Raw genomic sequence first — 16,770 nt, forward strand, 5'->3', positions numbered from 1 at the left:
TATTTGGGATATCTTGTGTACTACATCTCAATAGTTTTACTCCTGATAGTTTTTGTCAACGCCGCCAAGGCTGAAGACTCAAGCCTTGCGGCAAAGGTGCTTACCGTAAATCGATGTGGTCCGAACGATGGGATTCTAGTTCTGCGGCCCAACAAAGAAATGACGAATTCTGACAAAGTGGCACGTCTCGAAGATCTCGACACTTTCCTTAGGGATTTGCCATCTCGCAAACATGGCACACTTAAAAATGCTGTTTTGAACGGTGCTGAAGAATTTATGATCAGGGTGCCAACCGGAACAACTCCGGTTGTTGCGACTAAGCTGAGAAACTCGAAAATATTCTCATTTGTCGATCTGCCCCTTGACCCATGCGGCAGTGCACAACAACGCTTTAATAATTATCGTTTTGGTAGTGCGGAACAAGCGGACTTAGTACTGTACAGCGAAGATGCTCTCGTAGAAATCGTTGAAGCCCTGTTCGACGTTCTGAAGGCAGAATCCAACGCCCACGTTAAATCCGAGGCCGTCGAGATGGAGGTCATCAGCACAAAAAGTAACCCTGAATACCAGACAAGTTCTGTTGATTTCTCCGTAGCTCTGCCGTCGGAAACAACCAGGGGAAAAAATGGATTTTGGGATCGAATTGAATTCGGCATTACGATCTTCAGAAGCATAACGGCCAATACAAGCGAGCTTACATTTTCTATAAGCACGTACAATTCCCTGACCAGGGTGCGAACCAGCACGGACAAGATTCCAACAAAAAATCACTTTGTTGATTCACTACGTATTCGGGATGAAATTGTTCTCAACAAAAGACTCGTAAGCCAACTGGATACCGCCATTAGAAACTTTGTCGAAACACATTAGCCGCCAGTCTTTTGGGGCGCTATCTGCCCAACCACACTGCACCAAGTCCGGGACGAACCACTCTGTATGACCCGTCAATGAACGGGCATGTTTTGAAGCCCGCAATTTTGGGCTCAACTGACAAGCGGATTGCAGAGTTCTTCGGAACAAACGAGTGCACACTCTAAAGATGGACGCAGCGTCATACCGCTATTTGTCAATCGCTCAGGAAAGGTACGCTCACAACAGATGCGGAGGTCGCCGACAGCCTGTACCAAACTGCCAAAGGCGCAGGTGGTAACAGGGCTGCAATTGCCGCTGTCCGAATTTGGCTCACCAACCGGCAGCGTGAAATAGGCTCATTTAGGCTAATTCCGCTTCACTAAAGTAGTGAAAAATAGTGAACACGAGCGCTTCCTCGACAGTGGCGACACGAACAAAGTACGAATTGTTCTGACGACTAGTCAGCTCAATAAATATTTGTTTTTATTAGTGAATATGGAGCGGGCGATGAGATTCGAACTCACGACCCCAACCTTGGCAAGGTTGTGCTCTACCCCTGAGCTACGCCCGCTCGGCATGGTCTGTTTCAGACCGGGTAAGGTGCGCCTGGCGATGCCCGCGCCCGGCGGTATATGGCGCAAGCCGGCGATAAATGCAACAGGAAAATGATGCAGGGTCGTGACGCCGTTTTCGATTGCGATTTCCGGTTGCCGCGCCTATCACAAGCGGCCATGAACTCTTCAAAGCACATGACAAAAACCGGACCGAACGATGGATGACGCAATCGCACAGGCTCAGCCGAAATCAGATAAGGATCTTTACGCGACGCTGGATGGGATGGGCATTGCCCATACGACAAGGGAACATCCGGCCGTCTTTACGGTGTCGGAATCCCAGGCCCTGCGGGACGAGATCCCCGGCGGTCACACCAAGAACCTCTTCCTTAAAGACAAGAAGGGCAATTTCTTCCTGGTCACCGCGCAGGAAGATGCCGAGGTCAATCTGAAAGCCATCCATACGGTTATCGGCGCAAAAGGCCGGGTCTCGTTTGGAAAGCCGGAGCCGCTCATGGAACTGCTTGGCGTGGTGCCGGGCTCTGTTACGCCGTTTGGGGTGATCAACGACACGCAACAAAGGGTGTCCATGGTGCTTGATGAAAGCCTGATGAAACACGATATCATCAACGCGCATCCGCTTCGCAACGATGCGACCACATCAATCGGCCGCGATGATCTGTTGCGGTTCCTTGAATCGACAGGCCATAAACCGCTAATAGTTGCGTTGGGCTGATTGCGCCTTGAAAATCGGCGTGTTCCTGCCGATTTTTAGGGAAGTTTGATTTCCGGCCGATGGCCGGCATATTTCGGAGAGACCAGATGCAGGACGGTGACAATCCCTATGGCGGCTCGTTTGGTAACCAGATGGGCGGCACTGTGACATTCGGTGGCGAGCCGGAAGCGCAGGCTCCGGCTGGTCCGGCCGGTGGCGGACCGCTGATCAAGGACACGACCACAGCCGATTTCACCAATGATGTGATCAATGAATCGCGTAACCAGCCGGTGCTGGTTGATTTCTGGGCGCCCTGGTGCGGCCCGTGCAAGCAGCTCGGGCCGATCATCGAGCGGGTCGTGAGCGAGCAGCGCGGGCAGGTCAAGCTCGTCAAGCTGAACATTGACGATCATCCGGCGATCCCCGGCCAGATGGGCATTCAATCGATCCCGGCGGTTGTTGCGTTTTCGGACGGCAAACCGGTCGATGCATTTATGGGCGCGGTGCCGGAAAGCCAGATCAAGCAGTTCATCGACAAGCTCCTGAAGGAAAACGGCGCCGGACCGGACATTGATGCGATCCTCGCCGAGGGCCGCGCCGCGCTGGATGCGAACGATCTCAATCAGGCGGCGCAGATTTTCGGAACCATCCTTCAGGCGCAGCCGGACAATGTGAAGGCCATGGCCGGTATGGCGGAATGCATGATTGCCGCCGGTCAGGTCGACCGGGCCAAGGAGCTGATCGAAGGCCTTGACGAGGAGCAGAAGCAGGTACCGGAAGTCGCTAGCATCCTCGCCCGCTTTGCGCTTGAAGAAGAGGTGGCTGAGCTTGGCGATCCGGCGCAGCTCGAGGCGCGTCTTGCAGCCAATGCCAACGATCACGAGGCACGCTTCGATATGGCGAAGATCCTCAATGTCCGGGGCCAGCGCGACGAGGCTGCCGATCATCTTCTGGCGATCATGAAGGCTGACCGCACCTGGAACGACGATGGTGCGCGCAAGCAACTTCTGACGTTCTTCGAGGCCTGGGGGCCGACCGACCCGGCGACGCTGGCGGCCCGGCGCAAGCTGTCCTCGCTGATGTTTTCGTAACGGGCCTGCTGCACTTTGCGGCAAAACGATCATCTCAGTCACACAAGGGCACGGCTGGAACGTGCCCTTTTGTTTATCGAGGAAGCGCTTGGTGAGCCGCTGACAGCCGGACGCATCGCGCAGCATGCGCATCTGTCGCCGTTTCACTTCCAGCGCCTTTTTGTTGCTCATATGGGCGAGACCGTCGGCGGCTATGTAAACAGCCGGCGACTTGAATATGCCGCAAGGTTGATCGAGGCCTCGCCGAAGCAGAAAATGATCGCCGTTGCGCTGGATTGCGGTTTTGAAACACATAGCGCCTTTTCCCGCGCCTTCCGCCGGCACTTTGGCTGTACGCCATCGCAGTTTCGCGACAATCCCGATCAGGCCCGCCGGCAAAGGAGCCTGACGCGGCCCTATCTGCTAACCCAGCCGGCGGATCAGCCGATCCCGGAACCGGTCATGGAGGATCAGCCTGACATGGCGTTCGTCTACCGGACTTTCACCGGGACCCTCAACGGCAGTTTCTTCCAGGGCGGTGCATCGATCTCTCGGGATCTCATCAACGGTCTTGTCCATGAGGCCGGAGACCGGCTGATGGCGGTTGCGGGGAGTTTTCCGGACGAGCCCGGTCAACTGAACGACACCCGGGTTACGGGCTATTTTGGCGGGCTGGTGGCAAAGCGATATCACAGCGTCTGGGGCGAGGACTGGCAGAGTTTCCCGGCGGGCCGCTGGGCGGTGTTCGAGCATTATGGCCGCTACCAATATCTGTATCAAAGCTGGAACCGCATCTACCGCTCCTGGGCGACCGAAAATGAAACAGCGCTCAGGGACGAATGGCCGTATGAATCCTATCTGCCGGATCCGGATTTTTCCGACAACAAACGCCCCACCGCACTCATTTACGTTCCGGTGCTGTAGTTGGCAAAACCGCACGATCGGGACAGAACCGCCCATCGTTCCGTGAGATCCTGGCTTCCAGATCAGTTTCTGGAGACCAATCATCATGGACAATGCTACGGATGTTCTGGCGGCTCTGAAGGCCGGCAAGACCACTCAGCAGGAGATGCTGGGGAGCCTTTCCGCGCGGCGGCAAGCCGTTGAACCGCACATCAAGGCCTTTATTCATATCTGTGATCCCGTCGCACCGGCCTCGATTGAAACACCACTTGCCGGGTTGGCGATCACGGTCAAGGATCAGATTCATGTCGCAGGCATGCCGTGCACGTTCGGCGTGAAAGAGAGGCGGCCACCGGTTCCCGAAAACACCGCAAGCGCGGTGCAAAGGCTGGTCGATGCCGGTGCGACGGTCATCGGCAAGACAAGCCTTCCGCCGTTCGCCATGGATTTTCAGACCAGCAATGACCTTGTCGGCACAACGAACAATCCCTGGAATTTGGCTTATACCGCCGGCGGCAGCAGCGGCGGCGGTGCGGCAGCGGTGGCGTCCGGGATGAGCCTCGCCGATATCGGAGCAGACCTTGCCGGGTCCCTGCGCATCCCGGCTTCGTTTTGCGGGGTGTTCAGTCTGTTGCCCGGTGCAGGAGCCTTGTCCGGGGACGGCATGCTCAAAAAGGAAGGGGCTCAATTGCGCCACTTTGCACGCATCGGACCCATTGGCAGATCGGTGGACGATCTGGCGTTGCTGTGGGCGCATATGAGCCAGACCGTCCAACCCGCAGTGCAGGATGACAACCGGCAAATACGCTTGGCTGTCAGCGACGGGGCTTCGGTGATGCCGGTCGAAAGCCGGGTTCGGCAGGTCTTTGGAGATGCGATCGGGGCGTTCAGCGCCAGCGACGTCAACGTCACGTCGGCGCTGCCCGAAAACCTTCTTGTCTACGCCAGCTGGTCGGCCTACGGGACAATCATGGGACATGAAACCGGCGCGCTCATGAATCCGGTCCAGCGGTTCCTGGCGCGGATTTTCGGCCGCTCGGCTGCCCGGCAGTCACCACGGTTTCTTGCACCCGTACACAACGGTTATCGTAGAAACAAGGCGGCCTATCGCCATGCGCTGGACCGGCAAGCAATGGTGACGCGGGATTTGGAGGCCTTTCTGGACGCCTATGATGCATTGCTGCTGCCGGTGTGCTGCGTGGGTGCTTTCGAACACCGGGAGCCAGGCTCAGTCACCGGGCCGGTACGCAACTATACCGAACCGTTTGATATTGACGGTAAACCGGTCAGCTATCTTGATGCGCTGACATCCTTTGCCACTCCGGTGTCGCTTGCCGGAAATCCGGTTGTGACCATGCCGCTCGGTCTGGACCGGCTGGGCTTGCCGGTCGGTGCCCAGCTGGTCGGTAAAACGGGGCACGAATGGCAGCTTCTCGATGTGGCGCGGCGGCTGTCCGGCATGCTGCCACGGATAACTGCACCCGATCTGGTAACCAAATGACAGCTATGCCCTTGAGAATTGCGCGAACGGCCCCAAATCCTCTACAGTGCTGCGTGGAAATCGAGGTTTTGGACTGTGCAAGTTGGAAATGTACATTACCGGACGGAAAATGACATTCCGTCGAGTGTGCCTCTGTTTCCCCTATCGGGCGCGTTGCTTCTGCCCTGCGGCCAGATGCCCCTTAATATTTTTGAGCCGCGCTACCTTGCCATGATCGACGACGTGATTGGCGCCGACAGGATTATTGCAATCATCCAGCCGCAGTTCGACCTTGGCGAGGAGACAAGGAGCGGAGACTGTCCGACGCTTTGTTCCGTCGGCACACTTGGCCGTATCACCTCGCTGTCGGAAACGGGTGACGGGCGCTACATCATATCGCTTGTGGGCATTTGCCGGTTTCGGCTGCTTGACGAAGCGCCGTCGCGCAAGGCATATCGCCAGGGCCGCATCGCGCCTTTCCTCAATGATCTCTCGTCCGACAATGGCGACGACAAGGTCGACCGCAATGCGTTGCTGGAGAGTTTCCGCGCCTATCTTGAGGCCAATCAGCTTGAAGCGGACTGGGAGAGTGTTGGTCAGGCCAGCAATGCGACACTGGTCAACACAATGTCCATGATGGCGCCCTACGGGCCGGCGGAAAAGCAGGCGCTGCTCGAAGCGCCCGATTTGCGGACGCGCGCCGAAACGCTGGTGGCGATCACCGAGATCGCCCTGGCGCGCGACAGCGACGATTATGATACGGTTCTTCAGTAACCCAGCAAACCTCCGGATTGCCTGAACCATGTCCGACACAAGACCATCCGCGACCATCGATCATAAATTGCTCGAACTGCTCGTCTGCCCGCTGACAAAGGGACAGTTGAAGCTGGATGAAGATACGAATGAGCTGATTTCCAAATCGGCAGGACTTGCCTACCCCATTCGGGACGGCATTCCTATCATGCTGCCGTCCGAGGCGCGGCAGCTGGACGACGAGGAAAGGGCCGCTCTGAAGGCCGGCACGTGAGCAAGCGCGGCGATATGCGACGGAGGCGGCTGCTGGCTGCTGCCGCAAGCCGTTTCTGGCATCAGGGTTATGGCAGTACCAGCCTTGCGGACATCGCCCGCGATGCCGAAGTGCCGCTCGGCAATGTCTACTATTACTTCCGCACCAAGCAGGATATTGCCGCAGGTGTCGCTGATATATTTGTCGCCGAGACGCAGACGATGCTGGAAGAGGTCGCTGAAGCCGAGAGCGACCCGCGCCGGCGTGTGATCAGCCTTTTGCGCCGGCTGTCGCAGTCAAGCCGCAGCCGGGTCGAGCACGGCTGCCCCATTTCTCTGGCGGTAAGGGATTTCAAGGCGGATGCGCCGCAGGCCGCTTCGCGGGCGGCGCAGTCCTTCGAACTCCTGACCGGATTTATCGGCCGGGAGCTTCAGCGCACGGGTTCGCGGCCCTCCGTGGCGCTTGCCAAGGCGCGGGAAATCATCGTCGAATGGCAGGGCGGCATCTCTCTGGCCCACGCGCTTGGCGATGCGACCGTCCTGGCCGAGAGCTTCCGCCGGGCCGAGCAAAGGCTCCTGAAGGTCTGAGCAAACTGGTCAGTCGAGGGTGCGCCTGTAGCGCAGCATAGCGAGCAGCGAGATAACAACGAGAATGATTATCAGGGCGCGCAGGTCGGGCACGATGTCCGCCAGATCAGCACCCTTCAGCATGATCTTGCGGATGATGCGGATGAAATGGGTGGACGGCAGCATGGTCCCGAGCACCTGTGCCCAGCCGGGCATCGCTGCAAAGGGAAACATGAAGCCCGACAGAAGGATCGACGGCAGGAGGTAGAAAAACGACATCTGCATGGCCTGCATCTGGTTCTTGGCGACGGTGGAGAACAGGAAGCCAAGCGCCAGATTGACGATGATGAAAATGTTGAGGCCGATGAGGAAGGGTCCGATGGGTCCCGCAAACGGGACACTGAAAACCCAGAAGGCGAGGATAAAGAAGACGCAGGTCTGCACATATCCGATCACCACGTAAGGGATGATCTTGCCAAGCATCACCTCCGGCGCGCGCGCCGGTGTTGACAGCAGTGTTTCCATCGTGCCGCGCTCGCTTTCGCGCACGATGGCGATTGCGGTGATCATCACCATGGTCATGGAAATGATGATGGCGAGCAGGCCGGGAACGATGTTGTAGCTGGTCTTGGCCGCCGGGTTATAGCGCTGGTGCGCGATGATGGTGAAGGCGTCCTGAGAGCCGGCGAGATAGGAAAGTGGCCCGATGGCAAGGGTTTCGATGGTGTTTTGCGCCAGCACCGTGAGCGCTCGTGAGGCAGAACCGGATGTCGAGGGGTCGGAGGCATCGGCGGCAACGAGCAGCGCCGGCTTTTCGCCGCGCACGATGTCCCGCTCGAAGTTTTCCGGGATGGTGACGACGAATGTGGCATCGCCGGTCGTCAGCGCCCGGTCAACTTCGGTGCTGTTGGCGACCGTTCCGCGAATGTCGAAATAGGTCGACGTCTGCATCGCGGCGAGGAAGCCGCGCGTGAAAGGCCCGGTATCGTGAACCTCGACGAGTGTCGGCAGGTGGCGCGGATCGGAATTGATGGCGAAACCGAACAGCATGAGCTGGACGATCGGAATGACGATCATCATGGCGAAGGTCATGCGGTCGCGCCGCATCTGAATGAATTCCTTGGTGAGGATTGCCAGGAACCGGTTCGCCGATACCATCGCCTAACCCGCCTTAGCCCGCGCGAAATTGTCGGTCGACCCGCTCATCAGATGGATGAACACCTCCTCGAGACCGGCCTGACGCCGCGACCATATGCGCCGTTCGTCCTTGCGATAGGGCGCGATGGCGGCCTCGAGCCTTTTCTCATCCATGCCCGATACATGCAGGGCGGAACCGAAGCGGGCGACTTGCTCGATGCCGTCCTCGCCTTCAAGTGAAACGGCAAGATCCGCGAGATCCGGACCTTCCACCCGCCAGGTGTTCAGACCGACCATATCGGGGATGTCGGCCGCCGGTCCGTCGATCAGCTTCTTGCCATAGGCGATATAGGCGATGTTGTCGCACTGGATCGCCTCATCCATGTAGTGCGTCGAGACGAGAACCGTGACGCCGGCATCGGACAGACGGCGGATTTCGTCCCAGAAATCCCGGCGGGCCTTCGGGTCGACACCGGCTGTCGGCTCGTCCAACAGCAGAAGATCGGGCCGGTGCAGAAGGCAGGCGGCAAGCGCCAGGCGTTGTTTCCAGCCACCGGACAATTCGCCGGCAAGCTGGTGTGAACGGTTGGCAAGGCCGAGTTCCTCAAGTGCACCATTGACCTTTTCGCGCCGCTCCGGAACCTTGTACATGCGGGCCATGAAATCGAGGTTTTCGCGGATCGTCAGATCTTCATAGAGAGAAAATTTCTGGGTCATGTAGCCGACATGTTCCTTGATGTTGTCGGATTGGCGCACGATGTCATAGCCGAGACAGCGGCCGGTTCCGGCATCGGGGGTCAGCAAGCCGCACAGCATACGGATCGTGGTCGTTTTCCCGGAGCCGTTCGGGCCGAGAAAGCCGTAGATCGCACCTTTGGGAACAGAGATGTCGAACTCGTCGACCACGGTCTTGTCGCCAAAGGTTTTGACAAGGCCTTTAACTTCGATGACCGGTTGTGCGCCGTCAGCGGTCATTTGACGGCCTCACATCAATTGGTTGACCGGGCAGAAGGGCGGTCGGCTCGTCGGGCAGGGCTTCGGCCATGAAGACCAGCTTGGAACGGTCCTCCAGGCTGTAGATCACCGGCGGCGTGTATTCGGCGGAGGATGATATATAGACAATGCGGGCCTTGATCGGTTCGATGCAACTGTCGCAGCCGATCAGCACCTCAGTCCCGATGGTCATGCCGGCGCGGTCGGGCTCGCCGATATAGAAGCGGAACTTGATCTCGTCCGGCGGCAGGATTGAAACGACGGGCCTGCCTGCCGCCACATATTCTCCGGGAAGATAGTAGGTCTGCTGGACATAACCGTCTGACGGCGATGCAAGGAGCCGGTCTTCCAGATCAATGCGGGCCTTGTCGGCGGCAAGTTCCTTGGCTTTGACGGATTGCCGCGCTTCGTCGAGTTGCGCGCTGCGTGCCGGCAGGCGGGCAACTGCGAGATTGGCGCGCTGCTCGCCGACGCTGGCGGCCGCCTCATCGAGGGTCGCCGCAGCCTGATCCAGTTGGCTTGGCGAGACGAAATCGTTCACCGACAGTTCGCGATAGCGCTCGTAATCGGCCTTGGCGAGGGCGAAACTTGCCTCCGCGCTGCGCAACTGTTCTTCGATGACCTGTATTTCTTCAGGCCGTTTGCCGGTGCTTTCATCCAGCAACGTGGCTTGCGCCATCATGAGGTCAGCTTGAGCCTCACCGAGTGCGATGCGCTGCTGGTCGCTGTCGAGGGTAAAGAGCTGTGCCCCGGTGCGGACCGTATCGCCACGCGTGACCGACAGCGTTTCCAGAATGCCGCTCTGCTTGGCGGCGACGTAGACATATTCGCCCTCGACGTAGCCGAAATAGGTTTTGCCGGCCTCATCGGCGGCACCCGGCCACAGCGCTGAGAAAACGGCAAGGATCCATGCATAGACGGTGTTCATTGCGGTTCTCCGGTCTCCGGTTTCATCAGGCCCCGCATCAGGATGTCGTAGTGGCTTTCAATGAAGCTATGTGGAGAGGCGGATGCTTCCCGATCAATGCCGAAAGTCTGTCCGAGAAGAAAATGGGCGAGCAGCGGGCCGATGACATTGCGGACTGCAAGGCGGGCGTTGACGGGTCTAAAATCTCCCCGGGCGATGCCTTTCTCGATGATTAGTTCAAGAGCCCCGATGGCGCGGTCTATCACCTGCCGCCGATAAGTCTGTGCCAGCTCGGGAAAGCGACTTGCTTCCTGCAGGACGATGCGCGGCAGAGCCAGCGTATCGGGATCGGACAGTTTGGTCGCCGCGACCGTCAGCACCGCCTTCAGAAGAACCGCTGAATCCTCATGGGATGTCCGCGCGAGGTCCTCTGTGCGCTCTGCGATCGGCGCGATGGCGCGTTTGACCAGCGATTCGAAGATTTCCTCCTTGCTGGAGAAATAGCGATAGACCGCGCCCTTCGAGATGCCCGCCTCGGTGGCGATGTCCTCGACCTTTGTTGCCGCAAAACCGTTTTGGGCAAACAGTTTGAGTGATGCATCAAGCACCTCGTCGGGCCTGTCCTCAGCCCGGCGGCGCCATTTCGGTTCTGACTGCCCGGTATCCATCATCGCGGCATCCAATAAGTAAATGACTGGTCATTTACTTATATTGTGCAATGCAGGAAAATGTCAAGCGGCCGGAAAAATCGAATTCTTTCAGTCTATTGTGGTGTCAGGGCCGGATCAGATCGGCTCGCCGCGCAGCAGCCTCGGGCCGTCGGAGCCGGGAACACCGGAGGCCTGGCGGATGAAGAAGGATTTCAGCGCCGGCATGCGGTCGACGAGGCCGAGGCCAAAGTCGCGCAGCGCCCTGACCGGAGTGGAGTCATTGGAAAAGAGCCGGTTCAAGACGTCGCTCGTCACGCCCATCTGAAAGGTGTCGAACCGGCGCCAAAGCTGGTAGCGCTCCAGGACGGAGAGCGAACCGATGTCGAGGCCGAGGCGGTCCGCCTCGACAATCGTCTCGGCGAGGGCCGCAACATCGCGGAATCCCATGTTCAGGCCCTGACCGGCGATCGGATGAATGCCGTGGGCTGCGTCTCCGGCGAGTGCAATGCGTTCGCGGACGAATTCGCGGGCAAGGGTCAGACCGAGCGGATAGGCGCGCCGTGCGCCGACAACCTCAAGCGCGCCGAGCTTGTGTCCGAAACGGCGTTCAAGCTCGGCTTCAAAGACGAGATCGTCTTCCTTGATCAGCCGTTCGGCATCTTCCGTGCGCTCCGTCCAGACCAGTGAGGCGCGGTTGTCTTTCAGTGGCAGGATTGCAAAGGGGCCGGCCGGCAGGAAATGTTCTTCAGCGCGGCCATGATGTGGGCGCTCATGGGCCACTGTCGTAACAATCCCGGATTGGCCATAAGACCAATGGACGGTTTTGATCCCGGCCATGTCGCGCAGGCGCGAGCGCACACCATCGGCGGCGATCAGCAGTCGGGCGACCAGGGTTCGTCCGTCTCCGAGCAGAACATGCGTGGATGCGTTCTGATTTTCAAAACCTTCAACCGTTACGCCCTGCTCGATCGTTATGCCCAGCTCCTCGGCCTTACGGCGCAGCGCGCCAACCATCACATAATTGGGAACCATATGAGCAAAAGGCTCGCCGGGTGCGATTTCGCCGTCAAAGGTTAAAAAGATCGGCCTGACTGGATCGGAGGTGCGTGAATCCGTGACGATCATGTCGGTGATCGGTTGGGCTTCCTTCAGGATCTCGTCCCACAGCCCCATGCTTGTGAGCATCCTGCTGGCTCCGGCCGCGATGGCGGAAGCGCGCTGATCCTTGCGCCAGACCTGTGCGGGAGCAGCGTCAATGACCACGATACGCAGGTGCGGGGCTGCCGAGCGGATCGCCACGGCCGCCGCGATGCCGACATAACCGCCGCCGCCGACAACGATATCGTATGTTTCCTGTGCCAATGCGCTATTCCCTGCTTTGCCTCGGGCGCCTTGACCCTTGCGATTGATCGGGCCGTCCCTGTATGACGGATCATATAGGCTGCTCTACAGAACAAAAAGACCCGGCAGGAGGTTCAATATGTCGCGCGCCATGGAAAATCTGCTGTCGATCCTCGATCTGGAGCGGCTGGAACACGATCTTTTTCGTGGCAACAGCCCGAAGGTTGGCTGGCAACGGGTTTTCGGCGGGCAGGTTATCGCGCAAGCGCTGGTGGCCGCACAGCGCACCATCGACGAGGACCGGTTCGTTCATTCGGTGCATGCCTATTTCATGCGTCCGGGCGATCCGGACGTGCCGATCATCTACGAGGTCGACCGGATCCGCGACGGCTCAAGCTTCAATACGCGGCGTGCGGTCGCGATCCAGCACGGCAGGGCCATCTTCTCACTGTCCGCGTCCTTCCAGCGCGATGAACCCGGACTGGACCATCAGATCGGCATGCCCGATGTGCCGGAGCCTGAATCACTCATCGGCGAGGAGGACCTGAAAGAGAAATTTCTGAAGAATGCTCCGGACAATGTGCGCCGTTACTGGGAGCGCGAGCGGCCCATAGAGATGCGTCCCGTTTCGCTGACGCATTATATCTCCCGCGAAAAGCTCGAGCCGGTCCAGAATATCTGGGTTCGGGCCAATGGCAGCGTACCGGACGACCGCTGCATTCAGGCGGCGGTGCTTGCCTATCTGTCCGATATGACGCTGCTTGACACATCCTTGTTTGCCCATGGGCTTTCGGTCTTCAGCAACAAGATCCAGGCGGCGAGCCTTGATCATGCCATGTGGTTTCATCGCAGATGTGCGCTCGATGACTGGCTGCTCTACGCCCAGGACAGCCCCAGCACCAGCGGTGGGCGGGGCCTGACGCGGGGCGGTCTTTATACGCGTGACGGTGTTCTGGTAGCCTCCGTTGCGCAGGAAGGGCTGATCCGCCAGCGTTCACGAGATTAAATCTTGAGCATATATTAATCTCTGCACATAAATTGTGCATATGGTGTCTTGGTGTCACTAAACATCAAGTCATGACTTTGAAATATCCCATATAAAACAAATGGATGTATGCCAGTGACTCAAACTGGCACGATCCTTGATTCTTTTCTGGCAGAGCGAATGACCGTTGATCTGTGGTCGCTGCTCCGCCGCATCGTCCAGGCTGCCTCCACGCCGGACGATGTGGCAGCAAAAGCCGGAAACGGCGGTGTGCAATTTCGGGGGGTTCGGTTGCGCATCGGCCGTGGAGAAAAGGATGAAACCCGGATGAAAATCGTAATGGCAATCATCAAGCCGTTTAAACTTGACGAGGTCCGCGAAGCCCTGACCGAAATCGGCATTCAGGGTCTGACGGTCACCGAGGTCAAGGGATACGGCCGCCAGAAGGGGCACACGGAAATCTACCGCGGCACCGAATATGCCGTCGCCTTCCTGCCCAAGCTCAAAATCGAAATCGCCGTAGCGGCGGACGTGGCTGACAAGGCCATAGAGGCAATCGCCAATGCGGCCAAGACCGGCCAGATCGGCGATGGAAAAATCTTCGTCTGCGACCTGGAGCAGGTCATGCGCATCCGCACGGGCGAAACCGGCGCCGATGCGCTTTGAGTACCAAGGAGTCACTACAGATGAAATCTAATTCTTTCCTGAAGCCGGGCGCTGTCCTGGCGATTGCCGGTGCCATGGTCGCGCCGGCGGGGGCACAGGATGCTGCGGCGCCGGAACTGGTGTCCACCCATACGGTCTTTATCCTTAACTCGCTGCTGTTCGTGGTATCGGGCTTTCTTGTCATGTGGATGGCCGCTGGCTTTGCGATGCTTGAAGCCGGGCTCGTCCGGTCGAAAAACACGTCGATGCAGTTGACCAAGAACATCTCGCTGTTTTCGATCGCGGCGATCATGTACTACCTCATCGGTTACAATCTGATGTATCCGGGCGACGGCTGGTCAATCTCCGGTATCCTTGGTGCCTTCGGCGTCGCGGTCATGGAGCCGGTCGGCGTTGCGGCTGATGCCGTTTCCGATCTGTCCTATGCATCGGTGGGTTCGGACTTCTTCTTCCAGCTGATGTTCTGTGCAACGACGGCGTCTATCGTCTCGGGCACGCTGGCTGAACGCATGAAGCTCTGGCCCTTCCTGATCTTCACGGTCGTCCTGACGGGCATTCTCTATCCGATCCAGGCTTCCTGGAAATGGGGCGGCGGCTTCCTTGATGCCGAGTTTGGCTTCCTCGACTTTGCCGGTTCGACCGTTGTTCACTCAGTCGGCGGCTGGGCTGCCTTGACCGGTGCGATCATTCTTGGTGCGCGTAAGGGCAAATACGGCTCAAAGGGTGAGGTTCATCCGATCCCGGGTTCAAATATGCCGCTCGCAACGCTCGGCACGTTCATCCTGTGGCTCGGCTGGTTCGGCTTTAACGGCGGCTCGCAGCTTGCCATGGGTTCGGTCGGCGACGTGGCTGACGTCTCGCGCATCTTCGCCAACACCAATGCCGGTGCCGCCGGTGGTGCGGTCGCTGCGCTGCTTTTGACCCAGTTCATCTACAAGAAGGTTGATATTACCATGATCCTGAACGGCGCGCTTGCCGGTCTTGTATCGATCACCGCTGAGCCGCTGACGCCTTCGCTGGGTTCGGCTACGCTGATCGGCGCCGTTGGCGGTGTGATCGTCGTCTTTGCGGTTCCGATGCTCGACAAGTTCAAGATCGACGATGTTGTCGGCGCCATTCCGGTCCACCTTTTTGCCGGTATCTGGGGCACGATCGCCGTGCTCTTCACCAACTCCGATGCAACGCTCTACGGACAGGTTGCCTCGATCGTTATCGTCGCCGTGTTCATGATCGTGACGTCCAGCGTTGTCTGGCTGATCCTCAACGCGACGATGGGCCTTCGGGTCAGCGAAGAGGAAGAGCAGGTCGGGCTCGACAAGGCCGAGATCGGCATCGAGGCCTATCCGGAGTTCACCAAGATCTGACCGGCATGGCCGATCAGACAACAATGAAATTGATCGGGGCCCGTTCGCGCGGGCCCCTTTCCTTTTGTCATCTTATCCTGCCAGGCCCAGACAAGCGGCACCTGCAATATGTGCCCATAATTTGATCAGCCCGCATATGTACTGATTATATTTTGTGCATTTGCACAGTGTTTGGCGCAGCCTGCCTATCAATTCGGCAGTTTTTGCCGAATTGGCACAAAAATTGACTCTTCTCGACCAGATCAACGGTCATTCATCTCGATTGGAGTCAATTCATGGATCAGTCTCAGATAGGCGGCGACGTCTTTTTCGTGCTTCTCGGCGCGATTTTGGTGTTCGCCATGCATGGGGGGTTTGCCTTTCTCGAAGTCGGCACGGTCCGTCACAAGAACCAGGTCAATGCGCTGGTCAAGATCCTCGTCGATTTTGCCCTGTCGACCATTTCCTATTTCTTTGTCGGTTTCGCCGTCTCTTACGGCGTGACGTTCTTCGTCAATGCGACCATCCTTTCGGGTTCCGGTGGCGGCGAGATTTTCCTGCCGCAGGGCTTTACGCTGGTGAAGTTCTTCTTCCTGACCACCTTTGCGGCGGCCATTCCGGCCATCATCTCCGGCGGAATCGCCGAGCGGATGAAGTTCCAGCCGCAATGTTTTGCGACGGTTGCACTGGTCGCGCTGGTCTATCCGTTCTTTGAGGGCATGGTCTGGAACGGCAACTGGGGTTTCCAATCGGTCCTAGAAAATGCGTTCGGCGCGCCGTTCCACGATTTTGCCGGTTCAATTGTGGTTCACGCTGTCGGCGGCTGGATTGCCCTGTCGGCGGTTATCGTGCTCGGCGCGCGGATGGGCCGCTATACGGAAGCCGGTGGTTCCCATCCGTTCCCGCCCTCATCCATCCCGTGGCTGGCGCTCGGATCCTGGCTGCTGTGCATCGGCTGGTTCGGCTTTAACGTCATGAGCGCCCAGTCGGTCGGCGGCGCCACCGGCCTTGTCGCCCTCAACTCGCTGATGGCGATGGTGGGCGGCATTGCGGTCGCTGTGCTTGCCGGACGCAACGACCCCGGATTTGTCCACAATGGCGCGCTTGCCGGCCTCGTCGCCGTCTGTGCGGGATCGGATGTCTTCCACCCGATCGGTGCGCTTGTCGTCGGCGGAGTAGCGGGCTTTCTCTTCGTCAAAGGGTTCAGCTGGTGTCAGGAAAAACTGAAGATCGACGATGTGCTCGGAGTCTGGCCGTTGCACGGCATTTGCGGGGTCTGGGGTGGCATTGCCTGTGGCATCTTCGGGCTTGAGGCGCTTGGCGGCATCGGCGGTGTTTCTCTGGCCTCGCAGATAGTCGGCTCGGTTGCGGGGGCGGCCTATGCGGCGGTCATGGGCTTTGTCGTTTATGGCCTTCTTGACCGAACAATCGGTCTTCGGCTGTCACAGGAAGAAGAACATCGCGGGGCGGACCTTTCCATCCACCGGATTGGCGCCAATCCGGAGGCGGAAATCCGCTAGGGCGCATCAATAAGGTCAGCCGTCGCCATCGGGCGGCGGCTTTTTTATATACCCAGCGCGCATGGTTAATGCGCCATTAACT

17 protein-coding genes and 1 tRNA gene are annotated in these 16,770 nt (G+C 58.5%); 12 read left to right on the top strand and 6 right to left on the bottom strand.

Annotation, left to right across the window (positions count from 1 at the left end; genetic code table 11):
• The first annotated feature begins 15 nt into the window (after nucleotides 1–15).
• On the top strand, nucleotides 16–870 hold the full coding sequence (locus OQ273_RS21045; RefSeq protein WP_267992886.1) for a hypothetical protein: 855 nt from the start codon (nucleotides 16–18) through the stop codon (nucleotides 868–870).
• A gap of 478 nt (nucleotides 871–1,348) precedes the next feature.
• Here the strand turns inward: OQ273_RS21045 and OQ273_RS21050 are convergent.
• A tRNA-Gly gene (locus OQ273_RS21050) sits at nucleotides 1,349–1,423 on the bottom strand.
• A 200-nt stretch (nucleotides 1,424–1,623) separates the two neighbouring features.
• Here OQ273_RS21050 and OQ273_RS21055 point away from each other — a divergent pair.
• The 7 genes from OQ273_RS21055 to OQ273_RS21085 all read left to right on the top strand — a co-directional run bounded on the left by OQ273_RS21055 (nucleotide 1,624) and on the right by OQ273_RS21085 (nucleotide 7,167).
• On the top strand, nucleotides 1,624–2,142 hold the full coding sequence (locus OQ273_RS21055; RefSeq protein ID WP_267992887.1) for a prolyl-tRNA synthetase associated domain-containing protein: 519 nt from the start codon (nucleotides 1,624–1,626) through the stop codon (nucleotides 2,140–2,142).
• 86 nt (nucleotides 2,143–2,228) lie between these two features.
• The gene (gene trxA, locus OQ273_RS21060; RefSeq protein ID WP_267992888.1) at nucleotides 2,229–3,212 is read left to right on the top strand and encodes a thioredoxin; all 984 of its coding nucleotides are present in this window, start codon (nucleotides 2,229–2,231) and stop codon (nucleotides 3,210–3,212) included.
• A 69-nt stretch (nucleotides 3,213–3,281) separates the two neighbouring features.
• Nucleotides 3,282–4,115, top strand: a complete 834-nt coding sequence (locus tag OQ273_RS21065; RefSeq protein ID WP_267992889.1) for a helix-turn-helix domain-containing protein — start codon at nucleotides 3,282–3,284, stop codon at nucleotides 4,113–4,115.
• Nucleotides 4,116–4,200: 85 nt separating this feature from the next.
• The gene (locus tag OQ273_RS21070) at nucleotides 4,201–5,595 is read left to right on the top strand and encodes an amidase (protein WP_267992890.1); all 1,395 of its coding nucleotides are present in this window, start codon (nucleotides 4,201–4,203) and stop codon (nucleotides 5,593–5,595) included.
• Between the two features lie 75 nt (nucleotides 5,596–5,670).
• Nucleotides 5,671–6,348 carry an LON peptidase substrate-binding domain-containing protein gene (locus OQ273_RS21075; protein WP_267992891.1) on the top strand — a complete coding sequence of 226 codons (678 nt, stop codon included), beginning with the start codon at nucleotides 5,671–5,673 and terminating at the stop codon, nucleotides 6,346–6,348.
• 28 nt (nucleotides 6,349–6,376) lie between these two features.
• Nucleotides 6,377–6,601 carry a Trm112 family protein gene (locus tag OQ273_RS21080; RefSeq protein WP_267992892.1) on the top strand — a complete coding sequence of 75 codons (225 nt, stop codon included), beginning with the start codon at nucleotides 6,377–6,379 and terminating at the stop codon, nucleotides 6,599–6,601.
• Nucleotides 6,598–7,167, top strand: coding sequence for a TetR/AcrR family transcriptional regulator (locus tag OQ273_RS21085; RefSeq protein WP_267992893.1), 570 nt, complete (start codon nucleotides 6,598–6,600; stop codon nucleotides 7,165–7,167). The genes OQ273_RS21080 and OQ273_RS21085 overlap by 4 nt, the downstream gene beginning before the upstream one ends.
• A gap of 9 nt (nucleotides 7,168–7,176) precedes the next feature.
• On the opposite strand, the gene OQ273_RS21090 is transcribed toward OQ273_RS21085, so the two are convergent.
• The 5 genes from OQ273_RS21090 to OQ273_RS21110 form a co-directional block, all read right to left on the bottom strand.
• The gene (locus tag OQ273_RS21090; protein ID WP_267992894.1) at nucleotides 7,177–8,304 is read right to left on the bottom strand and encodes an ABC transporter permease; all 1,128 of its coding nucleotides are present in this window, start codon (nucleotides 8,302–8,304) and stop codon (nucleotides 7,177–7,179) included.
• A gap of 3 nt (nucleotides 8,305–8,307) precedes the next feature.
• Nucleotides 8,308–9,258: an ABC transporter ATP-binding protein gene (locus OQ273_RS21095; protein WP_267992895.1), complete on the bottom strand. Its 951-nt coding sequence runs from the start codon at nucleotides 9,256–9,258 to the stop codon at nucleotides 8,308–8,310.
• Nucleotides 9,248–10,204: an HlyD family secretion protein gene (locus OQ273_RS21100; protein ID WP_267992896.1), complete on the bottom strand. Its 957-nt coding sequence runs from the start codon at nucleotides 10,202–10,204 to the stop codon at nucleotides 9,248–9,250. The genes OQ273_RS21095 and OQ273_RS21100 overlap by 11 nt, the downstream gene beginning before the upstream one ends.
• Complete coding sequence (locus OQ273_RS21105) at nucleotides 10,201–10,854, bottom strand: TetR/AcrR family transcriptional regulator (protein WP_267992897.1); 654 nt, start codon at nucleotides 10,852–10,854, stop codon at nucleotides 10,201–10,203. Before OQ273_RS21105 ends, OQ273_RS21100 begins: the two co-directional genes overlap by 4 nt.
• Nucleotides 10,855–10,968: 114 nt before the next feature.
• Nucleotides 10,969–12,195 carry a ubiquinone biosynthesis hydroxylase gene (locus OQ273_RS21110; protein WP_267992898.1) on the bottom strand — a complete coding sequence of 409 codons (1,227 nt, stop codon included), beginning with the start codon at nucleotides 12,193–12,195 and terminating at the stop codon, nucleotides 10,969–10,971.
• Nucleotides 12,196–12,313: 118 nt separating this feature from the next.
• On the opposite strand from OQ273_RS21110, the gene tesB reads away from it, so the two are divergent.
• The 4 genes from tesB (at nucleotide 12,314) to OQ273_RS21130 (ending at nucleotide 16,688) form a co-directional block, all read left to right on the top strand.
• Nucleotides 12,314–13,180, top strand: coding sequence for an acyl-CoA thioesterase II (gene tesB / locus OQ273_RS21115; protein WP_267992899.1), 867 nt, complete (start codon nucleotides 12,314–12,316; stop codon nucleotides 13,178–13,180).
• 306 nt (nucleotides 13,181–13,486) lie between these two features.
• Entirely contained in the window at nucleotides 13,487–13,825 is a 339-nt protein-coding gene (locus tag OQ273_RS21120; RefSeq protein WP_267993172.1) for a P-II family nitrogen regulator, read from the top strand.
• Between the two features lie 20 nt (nucleotides 13,826–13,845).
• On the top strand, nucleotides 13,846–15,189 hold the full coding sequence (locus OQ273_RS21125; RefSeq protein ID WP_425493399.1) for an ammonium transporter: 1,344 nt from the start codon (nucleotides 13,846–13,848) through the stop codon (nucleotides 15,187–15,189).
• A 275-nt stretch (nucleotides 15,190–15,464) separates the two neighbouring features.
• The gene (locus tag OQ273_RS21130) at nucleotides 15,465–16,688 is read left to right on the top strand and encodes an ammonium transporter (RefSeq protein WP_267992900.1); all 1,224 of its coding nucleotides are present in this window, start codon (nucleotides 15,465–15,467) and stop codon (nucleotides 16,686–16,688) included.
• The last annotated feature ends 82 nt before the right edge of the window (nucleotides 16,689–16,770 follow it).

This window comes from Hoeflea prorocentri (assembly GCF_027944115.1).
GTDB classification, from domain to species: domain Bacteria; phylum Pseudomonadota; class Alphaproteobacteria; order Rhizobiales; family Rhizobiaceae; genus Hoeflea_A; species Hoeflea_A prorocentri.

Bases quoted from the DNA above. Each gene is read 5' to 3' on its own strand.
- OQ273_RS21055 (WP_267992887.1), top strand. From the start codon at position 1,624: ATGGATGACGCAATCGCACAGGCTCAGCCGAAATCAGATAAGGATCTT.
- trxA (WP_267992888.1), top strand. From the start codon at position 2,229: ATGCAGGACGGTGACAATCCCTATGGCGGCTCGTTTGGTAACCAGATG.
- OQ273_RS21070 (WP_267992890.1), top strand. From the start codon at position 4,201: ATGGACAATGCTACGGATGTTCTGGCGGCTCTGAAGGCCGGCAAGACC.
- OQ273_RS21080 (WP_267992892.1), top strand. From the start codon at position 6,377: ATGTCCGACACAAGACCATCCGCGACCATCGATCATAAATTGCTCGAA.
- OQ273_RS21090 (WP_267992894.1), bottom strand. From the start codon at position 8,304: ATGGTATCGGCGAACCGGTTCCTGGCAATCCTCACCAAGGAATTCATT.
- OQ273_RS21095 (WP_267992895.1), bottom strand. From the start codon at position 9,258: ATGACCGCTGACGGCGCACAACCGGTCATCGAAGTTAAAGGCCTTGTC.
- OQ273_RS21100 (WP_267992896.1), bottom strand. From the start codon at position 10,204: ATGAACACCGTCTATGCATGGATCCTTGCCGTTTTCTCAGCGCTGTGG.
- OQ273_RS21105 (WP_267992897.1), bottom strand. From the start codon at position 10,854: ATGATGGATACCGGGCAGTCAGAACCGAAATGGCGCCGCCGGGCTGAG.
- tesB (WP_267992899.1), top strand. From the start codon at position 12,314: ATGTCGCGCGCCATGGAAAATCTGCTGTCGATCCTCGATCTGGAGCGG.
- OQ273_RS21120 (WP_267993172.1), top strand. From the start codon at position 13,487: ATGAAAATCGTAATGGCAATCATCAAGCCGTTTAAACTTGACGAGGTC.
- OQ273_RS21125 (WP_425493399.1), top strand. From the start codon at position 13,846: ATGAAATCTAATTCTTTCCTGAAGCCGGGCGCTGTCCTGGCGATTGCC.
- OQ273_RS21130 (WP_267992900.1), top strand. From the start codon at position 15,465: ATGGATCAGTCTCAGATAGGCGGCGACGTCTTTTTCGTGCTTCTCGGC.